22 protein-coding genes are annotated in these 22,361 nt (G+C 34.0%); 5 read left to right on the top strand and 17 right to left on the bottom strand.

Annotated elements, in window-relative coordinates:
• Nucleotides 1-86: 86 nt before the first annotated feature.
• From atpB to D0817_RS09135, 6 genes are all read right to left on the bottom strand, one after another.
• Nucleotides 87-1,235, bottom strand: coding sequence for a F0F1 ATP synthase subunit A (gene atpB / locus D0817_RS09165; protein ID WP_127338101.1), 1,149 nt, complete (start codon nt 1,233-1,235; stop codon nt 87-89).
• 567 nt (nt 1,236-1,802) lie between these two features.
• Entirely contained in the window at nt 1,803-2,030 is a 228-nt protein-coding gene (locus tag D0817_RS09155; protein ID WP_127338099.1) for an AtpZ/AtpI family protein, read from the bottom strand.
• A complete protein-coding gene (locus tag D0817_RS09150; RefSeq protein WP_127338098.1) occupies nt 1,996-2,406 on the bottom strand; it encodes a bactofilin family protein in 411 nt (136 codons plus the stop codon). The genes D0817_RS09155 and D0817_RS09150 overlap by 35 nt, the downstream gene beginning before the upstream one ends.
• Before the next feature lie 4 nt (nt 2,407-2,410).
• The gene (gene porW, locus D0817_RS09145) at nt 2,411-5,032 is read right to left on the bottom strand and encodes a type IX secretion system periplasmic lipoprotein PorW/SprE (protein ID WP_127338097.1); all 2,622 of its coding nucleotides are present in this window, start codon (nt 5,030-5,032) and stop codon (nt 2,411-2,413) included.
• A gap of 88 nt (nt 5,033-5,120) precedes the next feature.
• Nucleotides 5,121-5,816: an ABC transporter ATP-binding protein gene (locus D0817_RS09140; protein WP_127338096.1), complete on the bottom strand. Its 696-nt coding sequence runs from the start codon at nt 5,814-5,816 to the stop codon at nt 5,121-5,123.
• 102 nt (nt 5,817-5,918) lie between these two features.
• Nucleotides 5,919-7,379 (bottom strand): DUF5687 family protein, encoded by a 1,461-nt coding sequence (locus tag D0817_RS09135; protein ID WP_127338095.1) that lies wholly within the window; start codon nt 7,377-7,379, stop codon nt 5,919-5,921.
• A 128-nt stretch (nt 7,380-7,507) separates the two neighbouring features.
• Here D0817_RS09135 and D0817_RS09130 point away from each other — a divergent pair, with 128 nt between their 5' ends.
• Nucleotides 7,508-8,560 (top strand): ferredoxin--NADP reductase, encoded by a 1,053-nt coding sequence (locus D0817_RS09130; RefSeq protein WP_127338094.1) that lies wholly within the window; start codon nt 7,508-7,510, stop codon nt 8,558-8,560.
• Nucleotides 8,561-8,632: 72 nt separating this feature from the next.
• Here D0817_RS09130 and D0817_RS09125 read toward each other — a convergent pair whose 3' ends face one another.
• Nucleotides 8,633-9,640, bottom strand: a complete 1,008-nt coding sequence (locus D0817_RS09125) for a glycosyltransferase family 9 protein (RefSeq protein WP_127338093.1) — start codon at nt 9,638-9,640, stop codon at nt 8,633-8,635.
• A 43-nt stretch (nt 9,641-9,683) separates the two neighbouring features.
• A complete protein-coding gene (locus D0817_RS09120) occupies nt 9,684-10,289 on the bottom strand; it encodes a DUF4254 domain-containing protein (RefSeq protein ID WP_127338092.1) in 606 nt (201 codons plus the stop codon).
• A gap of 113 nt (nt 10,290-10,402) precedes the next feature.
• Between D0817_RS09120 and upp the strand changes: the two genes are divergently transcribed.
• Nucleotides 10,403-11,056: a uracil phosphoribosyltransferase gene (upp, locus tag D0817_RS09115; RefSeq protein WP_127338091.1), complete on the top strand. Its 654-nt coding sequence runs from the start codon at nt 10,403-10,405 to the stop codon at nt 11,054-11,056.
• Here upp and D0817_RS09110 read toward each other — a convergent pair.
• Nucleotides 11,051-11,980 carry a DUF6427 family protein gene (locus D0817_RS09110; RefSeq protein WP_127338090.1) on the bottom strand — a complete coding sequence of 310 codons (930 nt, stop codon included), beginning with the start codon at nt 11,978-11,980 and terminating at the stop codon, nt 11,051-11,053. The genes upp and D0817_RS09110 overlap by 6 nt on opposite strands.
• A 139-nt stretch (nt 11,981-12,119) precedes the next feature.
• Here D0817_RS09110 and D0817_RS09105 point away from each other — a divergent pair, with 139 nt between their 5' ends.
• Nucleotides 12,120-12,350: a DUF6341 family protein gene (locus D0817_RS09105; protein ID WP_127338089.1), complete on the top strand. Its 231-nt coding sequence runs from the start codon at nt 12,120-12,122 to the stop codon at nt 12,348-12,350.
• Here D0817_RS09105 and purD read toward each other — a convergent pair.
• Nucleotides 12,342-13,616 carry a phosphoribosylamine--glycine ligase gene (gene purD, locus D0817_RS09100; protein WP_127338088.1) on the bottom strand — a complete coding sequence of 425 codons (1,275 nt, stop codon included), beginning with the start codon at nt 13,614-13,616 and terminating at the stop codon, nt 12,342-12,344. The two genes, D0817_RS09105 and purD, sit on opposite strands and share 9 nt — an antisense overlap.
• A gap of 132 nt (nt 13,617-13,748) precedes the next feature.
• On the opposite strand from purD, the gene D0817_RS09095 reads away from it, so the two are divergent.
• Both D0817_RS09095 and D0817_RS09090 read left to right on the top strand, forming a co-directional pair.
• Entirely contained in the window at nt 13,749-15,059 is a 1,311-nt protein-coding gene (locus tag D0817_RS09095) for a phenylacetate--CoA ligase family protein (RefSeq protein ID WP_127338287.1), read from the top strand.
• A 39-nt stretch (nt 15,060-15,098) separates the two neighbouring features.
• Nucleotides 15,099-15,629, top strand: a complete 531-nt coding sequence (locus tag D0817_RS09090; RefSeq protein ID WP_127338087.1) for an ORF6N domain-containing protein — start codon at nt 15,099-15,101, stop codon at nt 15,627-15,629.
• A gap of 1 nt (nt 15,630) precedes the next feature.
• Here D0817_RS09090 and D0817_RS09085 read toward each other — a convergent pair whose 3' ends face one another.
• The 7 genes from D0817_RS09085 to D0817_RS09055 all read right to left on the bottom strand — a co-directional run bounded on the left by D0817_RS09085 (nt 15,631) and on the right by D0817_RS09055 (nt 22,169).
• Nucleotides 15,631-16,398 carry a glycosyltransferase family 2 protein gene (locus D0817_RS09085; RefSeq protein ID WP_127338086.1) on the bottom strand — a complete coding sequence of 256 codons (768 nt, stop codon included), beginning with the start codon at nt 16,396-16,398 and terminating at the stop codon, nt 15,631-15,633.
• Nucleotides 16,399-16,484: 86 nt separating this feature from the next.
• Complete coding sequence (locus tag D0817_RS09080; RefSeq protein ID WP_127338085.1) at nt 16,485-17,468, bottom strand: UDP-glucuronic acid decarboxylase family protein; 984 nt, start codon at nt 17,466-17,468, stop codon at nt 16,485-16,487.
• Between the two features lie 174 nt (nt 17,469-17,642).
• Complete coding sequence (locus tag D0817_RS09075) at nt 17,643-18,002, bottom strand: hypothetical protein (protein WP_127338084.1); 360 nt, start codon at nt 18,000-18,002, stop codon at nt 17,643-17,645.
• Between the two features lie 50 nt (nt 18,003-18,052).
• Nucleotides 18,053-19,189 (bottom strand): glycosyltransferase, encoded by a 1,137-nt coding sequence (locus D0817_RS09070; protein WP_127338083.1) that lies wholly within the window; start codon nt 19,187-19,189, stop codon nt 18,053-18,055.
• Nucleotides 19,182-20,375 (bottom strand): O-antigen ligase family protein, encoded by a 1,194-nt coding sequence (locus D0817_RS09065; protein ID WP_127338082.1) that lies wholly within the window; start codon nt 20,373-20,375, stop codon nt 19,182-19,184. The genes D0817_RS09070 and D0817_RS09065 overlap by 8 nt, the downstream gene beginning before the upstream one ends.
• A complete protein-coding gene (locus tag D0817_RS09060; protein ID WP_127338081.1) occupies nt 20,372-21,169 on the bottom strand; it encodes a glycosyltransferase in 798 nt (265 codons plus the stop codon). Before D0817_RS09060 ends, D0817_RS09065 begins: the two co-directional genes overlap by 4 nt.
• The gene (locus D0817_RS09055; protein WP_161568422.1) at nt 21,159-22,169 is read right to left on the bottom strand and encodes an O-antigen ligase family protein; all 1,011 of its coding nucleotides are present in this window, start codon (nt 22,167-22,169) and stop codon (nt 21,159-21,161) included. The genes D0817_RS09060 and D0817_RS09055 overlap by 11 nt, the downstream gene beginning before the upstream one ends.
• Nucleotides 22,170-22,361 lie beyond the last annotated feature (192 nt).

Here is a 22,361-nt window from a genome sequence, read left to right as displayed (position 1 = left end):
AAAATTAAACATTCAAATTGATTTTAGATTTTGACTATAGATTTCAGATTATTCGAATCTTCAATCTAAATTCTTAAATCTAAATTTTAATGGTGAGCTTCCTCATGATGATGCTCTTCTACTGCTGAACCAAAGTAAAGCGCAGACAGCATCGTAAAAATATAAGCTTGTAAAAATGCTACTAAAATTTCAAGAATAGAAAGCACAAATGATAATCCAAAAGATAAACTGCTTCCAATCCAGCTTTTAAAGATAAACATTAATCCGATGATACTCATTAAAACTATGTGACCTGCAAAGATATTTGCATACAAACGAATCATTAATGAAAATGGCTTGATAAAAACTCCCAGCAATTCAATTGGAGCTAAAATGATTCTCATTGGTTTTGGCACACCTGGCATCCAGAAAATGTGACCCCAATAATTTTTGTTTGCTGAAAGATTTGTGATTAGGAAAGTAATCAATGCTAAAGCAAATGTAATTGTTAAGTTACCTGTAGCATTAATTCCCAGTGGAGTTAAACCTAAAATATTTAAAAACAAAACAAAGAAGAAAATAGTCAATAAATAACTCATGTATTTCTTATAATGTTTTTCACCAATATTTGGAATCGCAACCTCATCACGAATATAAACTACCAATGGTTCGAAGATTCTTCCAACACCAGAAGCAATTCCTCCGTTCTTAGCATATGATTTTGCTAAAGCTGAAAACAGTAAGAACATTAATAATGCAGCTGCAAAAATTGAAACTACTGTTTTAGTAATAGAAAAATCTATAGGACGAACATTTGTAGGGTGTCCGGTTTTTTCATTTTCAGTAATTTCTCCGGAAGCGTCTGTTCTGTAAATTTTTCCGTCATGATGATTAATTGCATAATAACTTCCATTTGATTCAGCAACAGCATGACCATGGTTAAATTTTGCAGAAGAGAAAATGTGCAATCCATTATCCCATAAAATTACAGGCAATGGAAATCCATAATATTTACCTGTCTCATCATCCTGAGTCAATGTAAAATCATGAGAATCTAAAACGTGGTGCCCAATAAAACCTTTAATTTTAGATTTTATATCTGTTGGCTCTGCATGATGGCCTTCCGGAGCAGCTTCATGAGCTACTTCAGTTTGAGTATGTACAGCGTCTTTTTCGGAATTAGCAAAGCTTATTACCGGAAGACAAGCTACTAAAGCTACAAGAATAAATCTGAGTGGTTTGTTTGGAATCACCATATCTGTTAAAAATCTTATTTTTTACGTTTCTAAAATTTGGTGCAAAGGTACATTTTTTATTAATATTCAAAAGGATATGAAAAATTATTTTTTAACGTTGTTTTACAGAATCGTTATTTTAATGCTTTTCATTTAGTAATCGGATAGTTAAAAGCGTTTCAAATATCAAAAATAAAATAAATGTTATAAAAAAATTCATTTTTTCAATTGCCATGTTTTGCAGCTTATCTATTAGTATAGGTCTCAAAACAAAATACAAAAAAAACATTTGAATAAAAGTTCCTCCCATAAAAAGCATTCCGATATTATCAAAATGGGTTGTTTTAAACTTTAACAGGATCATGAACAAAACAGTTGTAAATGCAAAAAAAATCAAATACAAAAATTCTATTGTATAGTGAAAGTTTTGATCCTGAATTCCAAAAATTAAAAACACGGCTTTATGCACGATATAAGCCCCTACAGTAAGAAATAATAAATGTAGAATGGTTTTGTGATTCTTTAAAAGCATTTCAAATAATTTTATGCAAAGATGCAACATTTATTTAAAGCTGTTTTTAAAAGAAATTACTTTGTTTTATTGATTTCGTTAACCTGGCGGAATACATTATATAAAGCTAACGCGACACCTACCATGATAAGAATCTTGTTGTAATATATTTTAGGGTTTGGATGATTCTCATCTAACCAGTTTCCCAAATAGGAAAACAAGAAAATGATAACTCCCATTTGTATGGGAATATTGATAAGTGCGATCCATTTATTCCTCTGCTTTTTGTTCGGCTCTTTTTCCATCTTTTGCGGCAACTTCTTTAGTATTTGTTAACATGGTACAAGTAGCTGTAAAATCGGCTCCTGGTTCAATAGATAATTTTCCGACAGCAACCTCTCCATGAATATGTGCTGTCGCTTTTATATTAAGTACTTCCAAAACTTTTATTTTCCCCTGAAAAACGCCTTCAATGTCAGCATTATTACAAACAATTTCGCCTTTTATAACACCCGATATTCCAATAACCAATTTTCCCTGAGACGTAAAATTTCCTATTAGTTCGCCGTCTAATCTAAAATCTGCTTTTGAAACTATATCGCCAATAATTGACGTGCCTTCTACAATTCTATTGGTTTTTCCTAAAAGTTCGGTTCCGTTTTTTTTGGCTTTATCAAACATTGTATTATGGATTTTTCGGAGCTAAATAAGCTTCAAGATTCTTTTTAATTTGAATAATTTTATAGTTGTCACTTGAAATAATAATAGCCGGATTTGCGATTTTATACTTTTTATCATCCCTGAAAACACCTGCAAGATCATTAGCATACGCTTCGGACTTCATACCATGAATAACTACAAATTTTTGGGTTTTATTGTATTTGTCCACAGAAGTTGTAAGTCTCTCATAATTTTCAACTAACAGAAACACCTTTAATGCTTCTTCAATTTTTTGAAGCGATTTAGCATCGTCCTTCGAAATTAAATATAAAATTTTCCAGTTTTTACCATCAACTGCTGTAAAATCAAGTTTTTCCAGACCCGGAATTTGTTTCTCTAAAGTTTCTCTCGCATTTTGACCTTCCACGCTGTTCGGATAATTATCTGCCACGGTTTCCAATCCTTTTTTGTAAGCGGCCAAACCGTTTACTTTTCCAAGGGTATTCGCTTTCAGTAATTCATATTTGGAAACGATCTCGTCTCCGGAATATTGATTGATTAAGTTATCGATATTATCAAGCACCACATCAAATTGTTCTTCCTGAAAAAGTTTATACCATTTTTTATATTCTTTTTCGGGTGAAGCTAAATCTTCATTATTGGTATTGTTTAAAATCTGGGCATACCTCGAATTTGGATAGTTTGCCGTAATATTTGTTTTTATGGCCTGCGCTTTTGCCGGATCTGTAATTTCGTAAATCTTATACAAATTATACATTGCCGGTAAAATTAATTTTTCCTCCGGATTGTTTTTTAATAATTGCTCCAGCTTGTCGCTTGCCAATTTGTTTTCTTTGAATTTTTCTTTATAAATGAGCCCTAACTGATAGTAGGCAAAATTGCGTTCCTTGCCAATACTGTCCATTGCAGGTTGTGTTGTCGGAAGCTGTTTTTCATAAAATGCTGTGGTGTATTTTTCTATGACTATAGAATCTTTCACTGTGTTTACAGAATCGTTATCCATCTCTGCGGCTTCTTTTAACAGTGCATCATCATTTGCCGCTTTTGCGGAAGCCATTCTCCAGTAACCTCCTAAAATTCTGTTCCCCCACGCCTTTTTAAATTGCAGTTTACCGTAGGCTACTGTTGTTGGATTATAGAAATAAAAGGTACTACTTGCCGTCTCGTTTCCGGATGGCGGATTAAAAGCTCCAATTCCGGGTGGGCTGACTCCGGGTTGCGATTGCGGATTTACAGCTGTTGGTCCGCTATCTTCTTTGGTATTGCGTTCAATATTGGCCAGTTTTTCTTTTTCCTTTTCTTCGAGAATACGTCTGGCTTCATCTTTTTTCTTAAGCTCGGCAATATAATTTTCGAAATAAATTTTTCTGTCGGGGGCAGGCAAACCATACACCATTATGATACTGTCATTTCGTTTTGCAATTCCTTCGTATTTAATAACGTCGTCCAGGTTTTTTCTGTTTTTTTCTATAAAAGTAAACTCCCTGCTTTTCGGATCTAATTTTACCAGTGTGCTGTCGTAGTATTTGGCAGCCATTGTATAGTCTGTATTCTTAAAATACATATTCCCAATATTCCGATAAGCGGAAGCTACCAAATAGTTGTCTTTAGATTTTCTGCCTAAGGATTTATTGTAGAATTTTAACGCATTTTCCTGTTCTTTCTTTTTATCATAAAAAACACCCATTTCATAAAACAGGACATCATAATAGGGTCTGTTCTCACGATCTGCGGTCAGTTTATTATAGGTTTTCAGGAATATGGTATCATTGCCGTTTTCATAGTCATACAACTGGGCTTTTTTTGCGTAAGCATGCATCATGTATTTACGATCTGCTTTCCGATTCATATCGATAACTCCGTCGTAGTAATAAATGGCACTGTCTTTTTTTCCTTCTTCCTGATACATTTGTCCCAAAATGAAACGGTAACGGGCTTTGTCTTCGTTTATCCTGCTAAATTCTTCGGCGATTTTAAGTTTGGTAACGGCACTGTCTTTTTCTTCTAAATTTAAGAACGCTTCTGCCAGTAAAGCATTCGCATCTGAGAAAGTCTGTTTGTCTAAATCTGTATTTTTTAATAAGAGCTTGATGTTTTTAATTACAATTCCATCATTTCCCAAACGCATATTGGTTTTTTCGCGCCAGATCTTTGCGGTATAAATATTACTGCTGTTTGGATATTTGTACAAAATATAATTGAAAGCTTCCAAAGCCGGAATAAAACGCTGGTCATAATACCGGGCTTTCCCCAGCATCAGATAGGCTTCGTCCATTTGTGAATTTTTTTCCCTGCCGCCAATGTTCATGGAATGCTTCTGAATGGCTTTTGTGGCTTTTGTTTCCGCTTTTTCAAAATCAGGATTTTTAGCCTTGTTTTCATCGGCAAAACCTTCTTCAACCTGCATTTTTTCGATCGGCAGCATTTTCCAGAAATTATCCTGATTATTGCCCTGAATAGATTTTAAACCCTTGTCAAGACCAATGCCTCCATTGTACAAAATGTTATATTTTGTACTTAAAGCATGTGAATTCCGCGACAAAAAAGTGTTTTTTTTGGTAGAACACGCTATCAAAAAGAAGAAAAACACCAGGAAAAAACTATATGTAAGAGTATTCTTTTTCAATAGAAAAGAGTTTAAATCATTTAACTTCTAAAAACGATTTTTAGTATAATGACTTGTAAAAATACGCTTCTTTTTGTAATATGGAAACTTATACTGCAAAAAACAATTCCAGCTCCTGTAAGGTTTCTTTTGATGTTTGAATATCTTTTACAATTTCTCCTTTATTCAGGGCTACAATTCGGTCACAAACCTCTACCGTATGCTGTAAATCATGACTTGAAACCAGAACGGTTACGTTTGGATCTTCTGCCAGTTCCCTGATGATTTTTTTTAACCTGCTTACGGTTGTCGGGTCTAAATTAGCAAAAGGTTCATCCAGAATAATTAGCTCAGGATTACCAATAAGGGTCGCAATTATACCGACTTTCTTCTGATTTCCTTTTGACAAATCACGCAGGTATTTTTTGTTTTTCAGGATTTCTCCATTAAAAAATTCCTCATGTCTGGCCAGTAAAGCATCAACGTCCGCTTTGTTCTGATGGCGTAAATCACCAATAAAATAGAAATATTCTTCGGGAGTTAAATAGCCGATCAGGAAACTTTCATCTAAAAAAGAACCGGTAAAGGATTTCCAGTTTTCATTTGTATTCACCTGAATGTCATTGCTTTTTATATGTCCTGTTGAAGGCTGGATCAGGTCTAACAATAAACTGAAAAAAGTTGTTTTTCCGGCTCCGTTATTCCCCACTAATCCGAAACTTTGTCCTTTTGGGATTTCAAGATTATCAATATTTAAGACTGTAGTTCCGTTATATTTTTTTGAAAGTTGACTTACTTGTATCATTGTAATTTTAGATTTTAGATTGTTGATTTTAGATTAAAAATCTGTTTTTGTTGTGTTTTTGGTAAAAATTATCCCATTATCAAATTGGTAAATTCCCTAATTTTAGCTCTTCTGTTTGTAGGCACTTATCGTACTGTATTTTTCAATTTTGTATCTTTTTTCAATTAATGAAAAGACCTTATTCCTTAAAATGAAACCTAAAAATCCGGCTCCTGCAACTAACGATAATCCCAGCGTTTTATCGCCTAGATAAAGTCCGATACCATACAATGCCAGGGGCAGTAATAATTTTGGTAAAGTCAATAACATTGCATTGACGTTGAAAGCTTTTTTATCACCGAAAGCCCCTCCTGCATTACTTAAATCAATCGGAGTTTTGGTAAATGCTCCGCCTAAAAGTACCAGATGTGAGTTAACTCCAATGTTATAAATCGCCCCGACCACAATAGTCAAGTACACTTCCCAGCCATAAAAAAGATAAAAGGATGCCAAAATCGTAGAAATAAAAGTCGCAATAACAACCAGCCACCACTTTGAAGTAATGTACCCGCGATACGGTATGTTCTGGGTCATCATCAATTGATAATAGGAACTGTCCCAGCTAGGTACAAATTGTCCGAAAACAAACAGGAATCCACCCGAAACGAATATTCCGGCAAAAATATGCATCACCGCAGGCTGATGTGAATTTCCAAAAAAGATAAGACCGTAAAACAAAAAGAGCACACTCATGAGAATGGTAGTTTTTGATCTTTTGTTTCTTTTAATCAGTTTAATGTCATTTTTAAGAAAGGTGCCCAGGGTTCCGAACTGGTTGAGCCAGGAAAGGTTTTCAGTTGTCGCGATATCTTCTTTTTTAGAAAGTCCGGCATCTAAATATAAATTGTTTTTAAAATATTTAAATGTAAAGGCATACAATCCAATTAAGACTACAACAGGGATAAAAACAAGACATTTGATGTTGTAAAGGCTTTGAAAGAAGGGTGTCGTAAAAGTGGTTACATCAAATACCTTATAATATTGTGCCGCACCCAAAGCCAGAATGATTGCGATAAAAACAATAAATAACTTATCGATGTTACTCAAAATAATGTTTAAAAAATTGTTGATATAGACCATTGATAAAATAGCTAAATGCCAACAAATAATTCCCACAATATCGTATCCCTCTATAGCCAATACAATCGAGAAAGGGAGAAAGAAAAAAGCATGCACCCAATTGAAAAAAGATAAAGCTGTCTTACCGAGCGAAAAATGAACGATTGTTGGTTTTTTGAAAGGCAGAACCAATAGCGGTTTTATGTTCAGTACGGGAATAGCCTGCATCAATAAGCGAATAACGAGATCGAACAGAAAATAATAAATCAGAAATTGATTGACCGTTTGTAAAGGTTCTAAGTTCATCTTTTTCAGGATATAAAATGCTCCTACACCCATTCCGATAAAAATAATAGAAAAATAAATCATCAAAAACCCTATCAGAATTTTCATTGCCAGATTTGTGCCAAACGAGGCAGATCTGGTAAAGGCTTTCCATTCGAGGTACATAAATTTTTTAATCATGGTTCTTTGGTTTTCAGTTTTATAGTAAGAGATCAAATGTAAGTAAACGTTACAAAAAAAGTTAAAAAAAATAATTAAGTGAACGTCAATTAGCTCTTCTTTGCTACTTTTGCAGAAAATATAACATCATGCCTTCATTCTTAAAACTCATAATTAAAGAGGTTAGACGTGAAACTGCCGATGCGGTTTCTGTGCTTTTTAATGTTCCCGAAGAACTAAAACCGGACTATAAATTTATTGCCGGACAATATATAAATCTAAAACTAACTCTTGACAATCAGGAAATTAGACGTGCTTACTCTATTTGTTCCGCTCCGGAAAGCGGTGAATTGAGAATTGCTGTAAAAGCCGTTAAAAATGGTTTATTCTCGCAATTTGCAAATACAAAACTAAAAGCCGGAGACGTTCTTGAAGTAGGTCATCCGGAAGGGAAATTTACCTTTGAACCGGATGCTGAAAGACAAAAAAATTATGCTGCTTTTGTAGCAGGAAGCGGAATCACCCCTGTTCTTTCCATAATCAAATCGGTTTTGAAAAGTGAACCAAAAAGTTCATTTGTACTGGTTTACGGAAACAGAACTCCGGAAGAAACGATTTTTCACCAGGAATTACACGATCTGCAGTTACAATATGTAGGACGTTTATTTGTGCATTATGTATTCAGTCAGGCCAAAGCCGAAAATGCTTTGTTTGGCAGAATCGAAAAATCGGCTGTGAATTTTGTACTGAATAACAAACACAAAGAATTACAGTTTGACAAGTTCTTCTTATGTGGTCCCGAAGAAATGATCGATACTGTGTCCGGAATTCTGAAAGAGAAAAACATAAAAGAATCGGCTATTAAATTTGAACTTTTTACCTCTTCCTCACAGGAAAATCAAATCAGTACTTCATTAGAAGGCCATACAAAAATTACGGTTTTAGTGGATGATGATGAAGTTACTTTTGAAATGTCTCAAAAGCAAACGATTCTTGACGCAGCCTTAAAACAAGGTATTGATGCTCCCTATTCCTGCCAGGGCGGAATTTGCAGCAGCTGTCTGGCCCGCGTCACAACCGGAACTGCCGAAATGACTAAAAACTCCATCTTAACCGACAGAGAAATTGCTTCCGGATTAGTTTTAACCTGCCAGGCGCATCCAACCTCAGATACTATTTATGTAGATTTTGATGACGTTTAGTTGTTGAAATTCCAAAATAAAAAAAATCCAAATTCCAACTTAGATTGGGATTTGGATTTTTTTTATTGGAATTTAAAGTAAATTTTGAATCTTCTTCACTATTTTCTTGGGAGAAATTGTTCTCATTGCTTCTTCATACCCTTCTGTTACTTTATTTCCATAAACAGAGGTGGGTAGTTTTGGATACACATTTCTATCTGAAACCAAAGCATTTTCAGGATTTTGATTAAAGGGTAAAAATCCGGCGTAAGGATGCGTGGCACCCCAAAGTGTAATTACTTTAACACCCAGCATTGCAGCAATGTGAGCATTTCCGGAATCCATGGAAAGCATTACCTGGAGATTGCTGATCAGTTTTAATTCCTGTTGGAATTTAATTTTCCCCGCAACATTTATTACATTTTTAAACGGCTCCGAAAACGAATCCAGGATTTCAATTTCTTTTTTTCCTCCTCCGAAAAGCAAAATGGTGTGATCTTTGTTTTCGGCCAGTTTTGCAATTACTTCCTGCATTAAATCTAAAGGATATACTTTAGAATCATATTGCGCAAAGGGCGCAATTCCGATTAGTTTTTGATAGTTTTCTCCAACTACATCCGTTATTTCTGCGCTTAAAACTGCTTTTTTTGGAAATTCAGGATGCGATAAATTTACAGGAAAACCAATTTCTTCAAATACTTTTGCATGCCTTTCGAACATGGTTGGCAATTGTTTGAAAATTTTATTTTCTGCACGGGTTAGTTCTTTTTTTCCTTCACGGCCTTTATCCACTGTGGCTCTTTTTTTTCCGCTTAAGGCGAAAAGCAAACTCACTACTTTAGATCTCAGGACATTGTGTAAATCCGCAAAAGCATCGACTTTGAGTTTTTTTATGTCCCTGAATAATCTCAAAAGTCCGAAAAAACCTTTGTGACGCTTTTTTTCATCAAAAGCAAAAAACTCAAGATTTGGTATTCCTTCAAAAAAAGGTTTAAAAAAAGGACGTGAAATTACGGTAAGTTTCACCGTTGGATACTGTTTTACAAAAGCGCGTAAAACAGGAACCGTCATGGCGACATCTCCCATTGCGGAAAGTCTCATGACGGCTATATGTTGAATCGTCTTAGGCAATTTTGCTGTCAAACTATTTTTTGTTTTGGTATAAAACAGGGTTCAATTCATCATCATTGTACATTTTCATTTGTTTGTACACTTTCATGAATTTATCTCCATTTTCAATATCAGCAAGCAAGTCATCAATTGCGGTAGACAAATCACTTCTTTGCTCTAAAAGGATATTTAATTTTTCCTGACATTTATCTCTATGTTCTTGTGAGGCCTCTGCACGGGTGGCTTCTTCATGCATGTGATAAATTTTTAAAGCCAGAATAGACAATCTGTCAAAAGCCCAGGCCGGACTTTCAGAATTGATTTTTGCACCATCTTTTACTTTTACATCACTGTATTTTTGCAGGAAGTAACTGTCGATATATTCTACCATATCTGTACGTTCCTGATTGGAGGCATCAATTCTTCTTTTAAGCGTTAAAGCGGCTACCGGATCAATCTGCGGGTCACGGATAATATCTTCAAAATGCCATTGAACAGTGTCAATCCAGTTTTTTAAATACAATAAATGTTCAAATTTATCTTTTGGAAAAGGGTTGCTTATAGGTTGATCAACATTATCAAACTGATGATAATCTTTGATGCTTTGTTCGAAAACCGAATATGCTAATTTTGAAAACATGTCTTTATTTTTTAGAGATACAAAGATACTTTTTATACTTTTATAGTGCGAAAAAAACGTTTAATTTTTCGTTATTAATAAAGATTACTCCCAAACAATTCTAAAAATTCAATATGAAAATTCATTATATCTCTGAAGACAACAGTGTGCTCAACCATTTTTTAGGTCAGATTCGAAATATAAATGTTCAGAACGACAGTATGCGTTTCCGAAGAAATATAGAACGGATTGGCGAAATAATGGCTTATGAACTGAGCAAAAACTTATCGTATAAAAATGTTGAAATTCAGACGCCGCTGGGCATCAAGAAAACAACCGAAATAAGTGAAGATTTGGTTTTATGTTCTATTCTGCGAGCCGGATTACCACTGCATAATGGGTTTTTAAATTATTTTGATCATGCAGAAAACAGCTTTGTTTCGGCTTGCAGGCATCATCCGAATAATGATGATTCGTTTGAAATTCTGGTTGAATATCAGGCGCTTTCGAACCTGAACAATAAAACGGTTTTGCTTCTTGATCCCATGCTGGCAACGGGTCAGTCTATTGTTGCTGTTCACGAAAAACTGATTGAAAATGCAACGCCAAACGAAATTCATATTGTGGTCGTTATTGCCGCACCGGAGGGAATTGCTCATCTCGAAAAGCACCTTCCCGAAAATTGTCATTTATGGGTTGCTTCTTTAGACGAAAAACTTAATGAGAAGAATTACATTGTTCCGGGCCTTGGAGATGCAGGTGATCTTGCTTACGGAAGTAAATTATAGCTGTGAGAAAAAGGTAAATAAACTACATGCAATCAGTACATAAAATACAATTTCGTTGTTTAATTTTTGCTGCATATATTCTATATGGCTTGATGCCATAATGGTTAATGGTGCGATACTAAACAGTAATAAATCATTGCTTTTATTCGGTGAAACAATAAAAACAATAACGGCAATAAAAAAACAGGCAACCACTTTTTTGTAGGAGGAATGAACAATTTGCGGCCTGTTTGAAAAAGTACTTAAGATTGAAAATACAAAAAACAAAGCAATCGCTGTATATATGGAAAGGGCTCCATTCTCGTAATTGTTCTTAAAATAATCCAGCCTAAAATCGACTACTGCACGTTTCTCAAAAAATTCAATGGCATCAATATGGAAAATTAAGGATATTAATAAAAAGATCACAGCAACGGCCAGAAGGGCGATAAACGGCAGGACCCAGTTCCTGTAATCGCGGGAAACGTGAAAAATAATGGATATAAAAACCAATATCAGGAAAAGGATGCACCAAAATTGAAATAAAGAAGCTACTAAAATCCAAAAAGAAGCGTCGAATATTTTTTCCTTTGAGGCTTTGAGAGACTGTAAGGAAATCAGTCGTCGAAGTGCCAGTAAAAGAAAAAAGTTAGCATATATTACATTCGGATCATTGAATATCGTGGGAAAAAACAATAAAAACAATAAGTAGAAAAAGATCGTATAACCATTGTCTTTGCTGAGTCCGTTCTTTTTTACGATGAAATTAATCAGGAAAAAAGAAGCGAAAACAAAACACAAAAGACTAATTTTCTGAAACGCCAAAAATGAAGAACTCATCCATGATGGTTCCTGAATTTGAAAGAGAAAAAAGAAAACCAGTATTAAAATTACAACCAATGAATAATTTAATGGTGTAGATTTTTTAAAAACACTTGTTATCATAAGGATATTTTATACTTTTGTGATTGTAAATATAATACTTGTTTAAAAGGAAAACCAACAAGTTGAAAAAAGATTCTATCAATTGAATTTTATCTTCAATGCGTTACAAAACAATAAATAACATATAATTTTATAAATTATGACAGCTTTTTTTGAAGGAATACAATACTTATTTGTTAACATTTTATTTGCTCCACTTGACTTTTTACGTCATTTAGAACTAGTTACCTGGTTTGGTGCAAACACAATTAACTGGATATTCATGATTATTTGTTCTGCAGCAATCGTATATTGGATTAAACAATTACGCATTTTTGATGCTGCAGGAACAGAAAACCAAGATACTACGGCGCACTCTTTTTTAAAGTAAGTCGAAGCCAATATCTTTTCTAAAATACATCTTATCAAAATTTAGTTTATCTATGTTTTGGTAAGATTTTTTTATGGCTTGTTGAAAGTCGTCTCCGTAGGATGTTATGGTTAATACACGGCCTCCGTTGCTTAAAACATTTCCGTCTTCTAATTTTGTACCCGCGTGGAAAACAATAGAATCTGTAATGTTTTCTAAACCTGAAATTACTTTTCCTTTTTCGAAATCTTCCGGATATCCGCCTGAAACCACCATAATTGTTGTGGCGCTTCTCGGATCAACTTCTAATTCGAAAGTATCTAATTTCTGATCTGCAACAGCCTGAAACAATTCTACTAAATCAGATTTTAACCTTGGTACAACAACTTCGGTTTCCGGATCACCCATTCTTACATTGTATTCAATAACGATTGGCTCATTTTTTACATTGATCAGACCAATAAATACAAATCCTTTATATTCGATGCCGTCTTTCTGAAAACCTTCGATTGTTGGTTTTACGATGCGTGTTTCGATTTTTTCCATTAAAACAGCATCCACGTAAGGAACCGGGGAAACAGCTCCCATTCCGCCTGTATTTAGTCCTGTGTCGCCTTCACCAATTCTTTTGTAATCTTTGGCGGTTGGTAGAATCTTATAGCTTTTCCCGTCCGTCAATACAAAACAGCTTAATTCGATTCCGTCCAGAAACTCTTCGATTACTACTTTTGAACTCGCTGCGCCAAACTTTTGGTGTACCAGCATATTTCGTAATTCTGTTTTAGCTTCTTCAAGGTCCTGAATAATCAGCACTCCTTTTCCGGCTGCCAGACCATCTGCTTTTAAAACATACGGCGGCTGCAGCGTTTCTAAAAAGTCACATCCTTTTTCAACTGTTTCAGCAGTAAAGCTGTCATAAGCAGCAGTTGGAATGTTATGTTTCATCAGGAATTCTTTTGCGAATTCTTTGCTTCCTTCTAATTGTGCTCCTAATTTAGACGGCCCAATAACCGGAATATCTTTTAAACTTTCGTCGTTTTTAAAATAATCGTAAATACCTTTTACCAATGGATCTTCCGGTCCAACGACAACCATTTTTACATTTTCTTTTAATACAAATGCTTTTATCGCATCAAAATCGGTTGGAGACATTGCAACATTGGTGGCAATACCGGCAGTCCCTGCATTTCCTGGTGCAACAAAAAGTTTTTCGCAAAGCGGACTCTGAATCATTTTCCATGCAAATGCATGCTCTCTTCCGCCTGATCCCAATAATAAAATTGTCATGTGTTGTTGTATTTAGTTGTGGTGCAAAAATAATTGCTTTTGTACGTAAAAAATAATTAAATCTTAAAAAGTTCTCGATTCTGCACCGATACTAATTGTAGAATATTATTTTTGATGAAAATTATCCCTCAAATGATTTCTCTTTTCGACATTTCGCTTCAATTGAATGGTTTTCCAATACAGAAAGCAAAAGCTGATCTGGCAGCCATTACGCGTCTTTCGGAAGAAGAGTTTTTAAAATTTCTTGAAAGACAAAAACACGAAATTGTTCATTTTCATTTGCACAACAATCCCTTTTATAACGAATTAACGGGAAGTAAAATTGTTCAGCAATGGGAAGACCTGCCTGTTTTAAACAAACAAAACCTCCAAAAGCCATTGCAGGAGCGGCTTTCAAAAGGATACACCTCAAAAAATGTCTACGTCAACAAAACTTCCGGATCAAGCGGAACGCCTTTTGTTTTTGCGAAAGATAAATATTCACACGCCTTAACCTGGGCTTCGAATATTATGCGTTTTGGCTGGTTTGGAATTGATTTCAATCATTCCTATCAGGCACGCTTTTACGGTATTCCAATGGATTTTTTCGGGTATCACAAAGAACGTTTTAAAGATTTTTTAGGTGGCCGTTTTCGATTCCCGGTTTTCGATTTATCAGACGAAGTTCTGGAAAAGTTTCTGCAGAAATTCAAAACAAAAAGATTCGATTACCTCAACGGATACACGAGTTCGATTGTTTTATTTGCTAAGTTTTTAGAGCAAAAAAATATTGTTTTAAAAGAAATATGTCCCACCCTGAAAGCTTGTTTTGTGACTTCGGAAATGCTTTTTGAATCAGATAAAAAACTCCTGGAAAAACAATTCGGGATTCCCATTATCAATGAATACGGGGCTTCGGAACTGGATTTAATCGCTTTCGAAAATCCTAAAGGCGAATGGCAGGTGAATTCGGAAACCCTTTTTGTTGAAATTTTAGATGAAAACGATCTGGTGCTGCCGTACGGAAAAGAAGGCCGGATTGTGATTACTTCTTTATTCAACAAGGCAAATCCATTTATCCGGTATGACATTGGCGACATTGGGATTTTAGATGAAAAAAGCACGCTTCAGAAACCAATCCTGAAAAAACTTACCGGAAGAACCAATGATGTTGCCCTTTTACCAAGCGGAAAAAAATCGCCCGGACTGACTTTCTATTACGTTACCAAAAGTATTATTGAAGATGATGGGAATGTAAAAGAATTTATCATTAAACAAACTCAATTGGATACATTTGAAATTGAATATGTGAGTGCTAAAGAGCTGGATTCTAATCAAATTCAAAAAATAAACGAAGCGATTGCCTTGTATCTTGAACCTGATTTAAACTTTATTTTTACCCGAAAAATGGTTTTGGAAAGAAGCAATCGAGGAAAATTAAAGCAATTTAAATCTTATTTATAATATAAATAAAATCTTACATTTGTTTTTTATTTAAAACTTATGGACGATCAAATTTTACTTACCGAAGAAACAATTTCTGATAAAATATACTTTATACGCAATCAAAAAGTAATGCTTGACAGTGATCTGGCAATGCTTTATGGGGTTGAAACTAAAAGATTAAACGAGCAGGTTAAAAGAAATTTGTCCCGATTTCCTGAAGATTTTATGTTTCAACTCACTGAAAATGAATATGATTCTTTAAGGTCGCAAATTGCGACCTTAAAGAAAGGACGTGGTACACATCAAAAATACTTACCGTTTGTTTTTACGGAACATGGAATTTTAATGTTGTCAAGTGTATTGAAAAGCGACAAAGCCATTCAGACGAATATTCAGATTATGCGGATTTTCACGAAAGTGAGACAAATGCTTCTGGACACCACAGAAATCAAAGTAGACATTCTCCAGATTCAAAAGAAACTGGAAAATCACGATAAAAATATCGAATTGGTTTTTTCTTATTTAGATGAGCTGACCGATAAAAAGGAAAACGAAAGTGAAAGAGTCAAAATCGGATATAAGAAATAATTTAAATCTTTTTTATATATCCCGGTTTTATAAACAGCTGTGTGATTAAAAAACGAATCATCAGCAAACCAGCAGACACAAAATTATAACCGTGGAAATCCCGATAAACGCCAAAGTTGTGTTTAATCAATTTGAATTTTGATGACGAAATGGAATCTTTTCTGATTCTGTAAAAGGCTAAAGGCTCGGGAACGGGTTTCGTTGTTTTAATCTGTTTTAAAATCGTAAGCCACAATCGCCAGTCCTGTCTCTTTTGAGATGCCGGTAAAATAATTTTACCGAAATAGCCGGCATCGTAAATTGCGGTTAGATTCCCTACGTAATTGCAAAAAAACAGTTGTTTGTACGTCAGGTCTAATGGTGCTTCTACCCTTCTGTTTAAATCTTTCCCTTCTTCATCAATACACTCATAAAAACTAAAGGTAAACGGTAAATTATTTGCTTTTAGAAACTGTATTTGCTTTTCCAGTTTTTCAGGAAACCACAGATCATCGGCATCGAGATAGGCAATGTATTTTCCTGTTGCTTTTTCTAAAGCTACGTTTCTGGCAAAACCATTTCCGGAATTTTTCGACAATTTAAACAGTTTTATTCTATCGTCTTCTTTGGCATATCTCTCAATTATGGCAACAGTCTGATCTGTTGAAGCATCATCTATCAGAATCATTTCCCAGTTTTTATACGTTTGTTCCTGAACCGATTGTAAAGTCGATTCGATAAACTTCTCCGTATTATAAGTTGGGATGATAATTGAAACTAATTCGTTCATTGATGATAATTGCTTTGAAAAATTTCTGCTTTCACTAAAAATAATCAGCCCGGATTTGATTGCGAAATCCGAGCTGTGAAAGGTTATTATTTTATATAACTTGAAAAGTCTTTGTGTTCTTCTTTTGAAAGTTCTTCTTTAGAAAGTGACCTGAAATAATCGTACGTGATTTTCATTCCTTCGGCACGATTTACTTTTGCCTCCCAGCCTAATAATTCTTTTGCTTTTGTAGTATCGGGCTGACGCTGTAAAGGATCGTTTACCGGTAAGGGATGATAGACTACCTTTTGATTGGTTCCGGTCAGTTTTATGATTTCCTCTGCAAAATCCTTAATGGTGATTTCGTCCGGGTTTCCAATATTTACAGGATACACATAATCGGAGTGCAACAATCTGAAAATACCTTCTACCTGATCATCAACATAACAAAAGGAACGTGTCTGCATTCCGTCACCAAAAATGGTCAAATCTTCACCACGCAATGCCTGGCCAATAAATGCAGGAATAACACGCCCGTCGTTTAATCGCATTCTTGGTCCGTAGGTATTAAAAATACGGACAATTCTGGTTTCTACTCCGTGAAAAGTATGGTAGGCCATCGTGATCGATTCCTGAAAGCGTTTTGCTTCGTCATAAACACCACGCGGACCAATTGTGTTTACATTTCCGTAATATTCCTCTGTTTGCGGATGCACCAACGGATCTCCGTACACTTCAGAGGTAGAAGCAATGAGGATTCTGGCATTTTTAACACGTGCCAGACCTAATAAATTATGTGTTCCCAGTGATCCCACTTTTAAAGTCTGAATTGGTATCTTCAGATAATCAATAGGGCTTGCCGGTGAAGCAAAATGCAAGATATAATCTAAATCACCAGGGACATGCACAAACTTTGTAATATCATGGTGGTAAAATTCGAAGTTTTCCAATTTGAATAAATGCTCAATATTTTTAAGATCTCCGGTGATCAGATTATCCATCCCAATAACATAATAGCCTTCCCTGATGAATCGGTCACACAAATGCGATCCCAAAAATCCTGCTGCTCCGGTAATAAGTATTCTTTTCATAGTAATTATTTATACTTCGCAAATGTAACTGATTTGAAAATTATAAAAACTATTCTGAAAAAAAACTGTGTGAAATTAATTAATGTTACTACATCCAGATTTGAAAAGTAAAATCATATTCTACTTTATTCACGGAATAATGAGTTATAAAAAAAAATTAAAATCTTTTCATATTCAATTTCTTTTTAAGCGAAAAATGTATGATTCATGGGGTAAAACTCTTTTAGACATAAACAAAGTATCCCCAGTTATTTTTATTGAAAAGAAATTTAAATCCCCTTCAATAGTAAATTTTGAACAGTCTTCATCTAAAGTATATCTACTCATTTTTTCATCAACTGTAAGCGTTCCATTTTCATTGAAAACCCAAGTTTCAGATTTATCTTTTGAGTCAATTCCGAAAGGAAGTTGCATATAATATGTCTTCCATTTTCCGTAAATTTCTTTGCAGTCATTCGTCTTTTCCTGGCAGTAGAAATGAACGCTGCTTAATAAAAAGAATACGGATATTATTCTGGGTATAAAATTTTTCATTCTGCTTTATTATTTATTTTAACTTCTAATAAATCTATTTTTTATGCTGTTCAAAAATAGTATCTCTTTATTTGGTCTCTATAAATAAATTCTAAATCATTAATTTTTTCTAAAATATTATGATTCATCTCAAATGTCTTTTTGGCATTTTTTGAAAACTCATGGTATGCATTTTCATCATTTAGCAACGTTATGATTTTTTCACAAAAGTTCATGGTGTTATTATCTTTCACGGTATACCCGTTAAAATCATCTTTAATCAAGTCTTTGTTTCCATCACAGTCCGAAACTACACCCGGTATCGATAAAGCTAAACTTTCAATTATGGCATAAGGCAATCCTTCATATCTGGCTGCAGACAAATATAATTTTGATTTACTAATTATATTTAAAACATCTTCACGTGAAGTCCAGTTTAAAAGCGTTACGTTCTCTGTTAAATCTAACTTAGCAATTAATTCCTGTACTTCTTCTAACTGGTCTGCATGGTGTCCGACTCCCAATAATACCAGATGCATTTTTTGCGTTTTATTGATTTCATATAAAACACGAATTAACTCCTCTATGTTTTTTTGATAACAGGGTCTGCCAACGGTACAAAGATACTCGTCCGGCCATGTTTTTGGTATCGAAAGTTCTGATATATTTTTAATTGGCTCAATTGCATTATTAAAAAGCAGCGTTTTTGCTACCGGAAAACCAACATCTTTTGTGGCTCTGTTTAATTCTGACTCCGAAGAGGCGAGTAAAACTGAATTTCCTTTTGAAAGTATTTTTTCGACAGTCAGAAAAACAAATCTTTTTACTTTGCTGTCTGCACTCAGGTACGAAAATGCCTGGGGCGTATGAAGTACTTTTATGCCGGTTAAAAATCCAACAACTCTTCCGATTACTCCTCCTTTTGTACTATGAGAATGAATAAGATCCGGTTTTTCTTTTCTAATGATTCTTAAAGCTCTTACAATGGCGAGATAATCATTTTTCAATGATATTGATCTGTATATCGGAAGGGTATAATCGACAATACTTGTAGCGTTTTTATCTCTGAATTGTTCTTTTATGTCCGTATCCCCATGAATCACAAAACATTCAAAATGTGAAGGGTCAAGATTTTGAAGTATCTGTCGTAATGAAACATCAACACCGCCTACGGAATGAAGAATATGGGCAACTTTAATTTTATGCATTACTAACTTTCTTTTGGGGAACCAAATTTAGAATAAATATCGCGAACAAATAACATCCAAACTGTCTATAAAATATGTTTTCTACAAAAAAGAATAATAAAAATGATATTGCAATTGCAATTGCAAAAAAGTTTGATTTTGCTTCATAAAACAATTTTATGAAAAAGCTTACAAACAGTACGAGGCCCAAAAGACCACCAATTAGATAAAAATCTATAAACTGATTGTGTGAGTTGAATTTCTCCGAAAGAAAATATTCTTTTTTCGATTGGTTTTCTATTGTGGTGGCATAACAATCCAGGAAATTATTTGTGATGGTCTCGTATCCGCTGAATCCCGATAATAGAAGAAAGTCCTTTTTTGCTGTCATCTTATTGGCGCAATTCCAAATCACAATTCTTGGTTCATAATCTGATGCTACTTTTAGAGATTCTTCTATATTGTTTTTGATAAAAAATCTTTCGGATATGTTTTTGTTCGTCATCACAATAATTCCAAATAAAACGATGATCGATGCTGTAAACAGTATTTTTTTATACCATTGAACTTTGTAGTAAAAAAGAAAATAAACAACAGCAATGCAAAATATTGTAATAATGGAAATTCTGGCAGAAATCAATATAATAAACAGCAGTAGTACTATGGCGTTTAGTATGTAAATCCATTTTTGTTTTATGCTCACAACTGCTTTTTCTACTGACAATAGAAATCCTAAAACGGCAACAAAACCAATATAGGGGCGCTCCAGAAGTAATAAATTATTAACCTCAGCGGTATTTGCAAATGGTAATGTATGGTTCTTATAAAAAAACATTCCGATCAAAAAGAGAGAGCTAACAATACAGGCATTTATTCCCAAAAGGATGAAAAACTTAAACCTTTCAATATCTGTAATTTTACGTAAGATAAGTGAAAACCAAAAAAGCAACAGCATACCCTTGTAAACTTTCAGATCATATACGATACTGCCATAAATAAGGGATTTAAAAAAGAGATATAACAGTAATACAAATAAAATAGTTCCGGCAGAAAATGTCTTTTTATAGTCTTTTAGGTTGAGATCCTTCAGATATAAAAGGGATAAAAGCACCAATAGAATATTGGGCAGTGCTTTTGAAAAAAACAGCGTCAGAATCAAGATATAAATGAGATAGTCAAAAGCATTCTGTTTAATTACATTCTTCATTTTCTAATTTTTTTTACAGCCAAAATCAAATTGTAAGGAAGGAACAAGAGTACATAATTTCTAAGCAATCCGTAAATTGGATAGAAACCAAAATAGAAGTGTTTTTTTATAATTGTAATTCTGCTTCTCACCTGCTGTTTTCTTCTTTTTAATGAAATCCCGTTGGCATTGATTTCAATTTGTGTTAGATACTCTTTAATATTTGCCATTTTGTATTTCCGGGAAATCGTAAAGAAAAAAGCATAATCTTCTGCGAATTTATGGTTTAAAGGATATAAACCAACATTATCCAAAATTTCAGAACAAAACATCACGGCAGGATGAATCAGCATCGAATTCAAATACATTTTGTTTTTTATATTCCTGTCATTTAAGGGCAAATTAATCGAATATAAAAAATGATTATCTGTGTCGACTGCCAACACATTTGATCCCACAATTTTTATTTCCGGGTTTTCTTCCAGAAATGCTTTTTGAACAGCGAACCTCTTTCCAAGACAGCTGTCTCCACAATCTAATCTTGCGATGTATTTGTATTTTTTTTCAATACTAGTTTTTAATCCTGAATTTAAAGCCGTTTCAATTCCTTTATTATTTTCTAAATATTCGAATAGTACCGTTCCTTTCGCTTTAAAATTTGACCGCACGATATCTTCGTCAAATTTATCCGAAATACTTCCGTCATCAACAATTATGACATCAATTTCTTCGTCCGGATCGATAGAACGCAATGATTGGAGTAATCCTTCAGAATTATTATAATATGGGATTAGAAGGACAGCATTATTGTTCATTTTTCAATGCTTTTAGTTTATACCTTAATTGAATTAAAATAGCAAGACATAACCAGACAACGTACATTCGGAACGTATCAATCTGAAGCCAGTTTATGTATAATCCTATTAGTGTAATGAGAATAATTATAGTCAGGATTTTTTCTTCATTCTGGGTATTTTTCATAATAATTATTGTTTCTCTCAGAGAAAAATAAAGCAACAGAAGAAATAGCATAAAACCAACAAATCCTGTTTCTGCCAGTAATCTTGTATATAAATTATACCCGGGAGGAAAAGTTTTTTCTTTCTTGTTTTTGTAATACAATTTAAACTCATAATTGTTTTTTGTTGCCCAACCCGGATAATGGGTCCTGTTGTGATAGGCTTGTTGCCCAAATCCAACTCCTGCGACTGGGTTTTCCTTAAAAACCTGTATCGACGCATACTGTATTCCAAATCTGGACTGATTGGAAACACTTTTAGTCAGATTGTTTTTAAAGTCTAATGATTCCATTTTAGCCGCAACGGACTTTATTACTTTTTCCCCGTTAAAAGCTAAAAGCACAGCAAAAATTACAGCAAAACCAATTAATGCTTTTTTTATATATGTCTTAAATCGAATGTCTTTGTATAAAAAAATTGCAAAAATCAGCAACTGAAAAAATATTACAATTAATCCTGTCCTTGATCCCGAAAAGTAGGTCAGGAGTAATACTGCAATGGCAGGTAAAAATTTGGTTGGTTTTTTGTTTGTCAAAATATAGCTAAACATCCAGCCGGCAATACTTATTAAGTAAATGGCAAGAAAAGGAGGCTCGTAGGAAACAGAAGAAATCCTTCCTTCAGGATGAAGATGTACTTCTGAAAAAGGAAAATAATCAAACAGATTTAAGACCGGATAAAAGATTCTAAACCCAAAAACAATTACCAAAGTTTCGAGAAAACCATATACGGAAGCAATAATTAAAGAGTATAAAAAAACTTTTCTGATCTTGAAAAGCATTTCCTTTACTTCCATTTTTGCTAAAACATTTATATATAAAATCAGGAATATGAAACTTGAAATAATTAATGCAAAATACTGTCTTATAAAGCGGTTTATTCCGGTGGTGTGTTTAAAATAATTAGTACTTATTGTATCCAGGTTTACTATAAATGTTATGATACACCACGCCAAAAACAACATCACACACTGAAAAATTATGTTTTT

Source organism: Flavobacterium cupreum, assembly GCF_003996965.1.
Classification (GTDB): Bacteria; Bacteroidota; Bacteroidia; order Flavobacteriales; family Flavobacteriaceae; genus Flavobacterium; species Flavobacterium cupreum.
Note: the sequence above shows the minus strand (reverse complement) of the source record. Positions and strands in the feature narration are given on the sequence as shown.

Coding starts and splice junctions, on each gene's coding strand:
- D0817_RS09110 (WP_127338090.1), bottom strand. CDS start 11,980: ATGATAACAAGTGTTTTTAAAAAATCTACACCATTAAATTATTCATTG.
- D0817_RS09105 (WP_127338089.1), top strand. CDS start 12,120: ATGACAGCTTTTTTTGAAGGAATACAATACTTATTTGTTAACATTTTA.
- purD (WP_127338088.1), bottom strand. CDS start 13,616: ATGACAATTTTATTATTGGGATCAGGCGGAAGAGAGCATGCATTTGCA.
- D0817_RS09065 (WP_127338082.1), bottom strand. CDS start 20,375: ATGAAGAATGTAATTAAACAGAATGCTTTTGACTATCTCATTTATATC.
- upp (WP_127338091.1), top strand. CDS start 10,403: ATGAAAATTCATTATATCTCTGAAGACAACAGTGTGCTCAACCATTTT.
- D0817_RS09150 (WP_127338098.1), bottom strand. CDS start 2,406: ATGTTTGATAAAGCCAAAAAAAACGGAACCGAACTTTTAGGAAAAACC.
- D0817_RS09155 (WP_127338099.1), bottom strand. CDS start 2,030: ATGGAAAAAGAGCCGAACAAAAAGCAGAGGAATAAATGGATCGCACTT.
- D0817_RS09125 (WP_127338093.1), bottom strand. CDS start 9,640: ATGAGACTTTCCGCAATGGGAGATGTCGCCATGACGGTTCCTGTTTTA.
- D0817_RS09060 (WP_127338081.1), bottom strand. CDS start 21,169: ATGAACAATAATGCTGTCCTTCTAATCCCATATTATAATAATTCTGAA.
- D0817_RS09130 (WP_127338094.1), top strand. CDS start 7,508: ATGCCTTCATTCTTAAAACTCATAATTAAAGAGGTTAGACGTGAAACT.
- D0817_RS09090 (WP_127338087.1), top strand. CDS start 15,099: ATGGACGATCAAATTTTACTTACCGAAGAAACAATTTCTGATAAAATA.
- D0817_RS09055 (WP_161568422.1), bottom strand. CDS start 22,169: ATGGAAGTAAAGGAAATGCTTTTCAAGATCAGAAAAGTTTTTTTATAC.
- D0817_RS09085 (WP_127338086.1), bottom strand. CDS start 16,398: ATGAACGAATTAGTTTCAATTATCATCCCAACTTATAATACGGAGAAG.
- D0817_RS09120 (WP_127338092.1), bottom strand. CDS start 10,289: ATGTTTTCAAAATTAGCATATTCGGTTTTCGAACAAAGCATCAAAGAT.
- D0817_RS09095 (WP_127338287.1), top strand. CDS start 13,749: ATGATTTCTCTTTTCGACATTTCGCTTCAATTGAATGGTTTTCCAATA.
- D0817_RS09070 (WP_127338083.1), bottom strand. CDS start 19,189: ATGCATAAAATTAAAGTTGCCCATATTCTTCATTCCGTAGGCGGTGTT.
- atpB (WP_127338101.1), bottom strand. CDS start 1,235: ATGGTGATTCCAAACAAACCACTCAGATTTATTCTTGTAGCTTTAGTA.
- D0817_RS09135 (WP_127338095.1), bottom strand. CDS start 7,379: ATGATTAAAAAATTTATGTACCTCGAATGGAAAGCCTTTACCAGATCT.
- D0817_RS09075 (WP_127338084.1), bottom strand. CDS start 18,002: ATGAAAAATTTTATACCCAGAATAATATCCGTATTCTTTTTATTAAGC.
- D0817_RS09140 (WP_127338096.1), bottom strand. CDS start 5,816: ATGATACAAGTAAGTCAACTTTCAAAAAAATATAACGGAACTACAGTC.
- D0817_RS09080 (WP_127338085.1), bottom strand. CDS start 17,468: ATGAAAAGAATACTTATTACCGGAGCAGCAGGATTTTTGGGATCGCAT.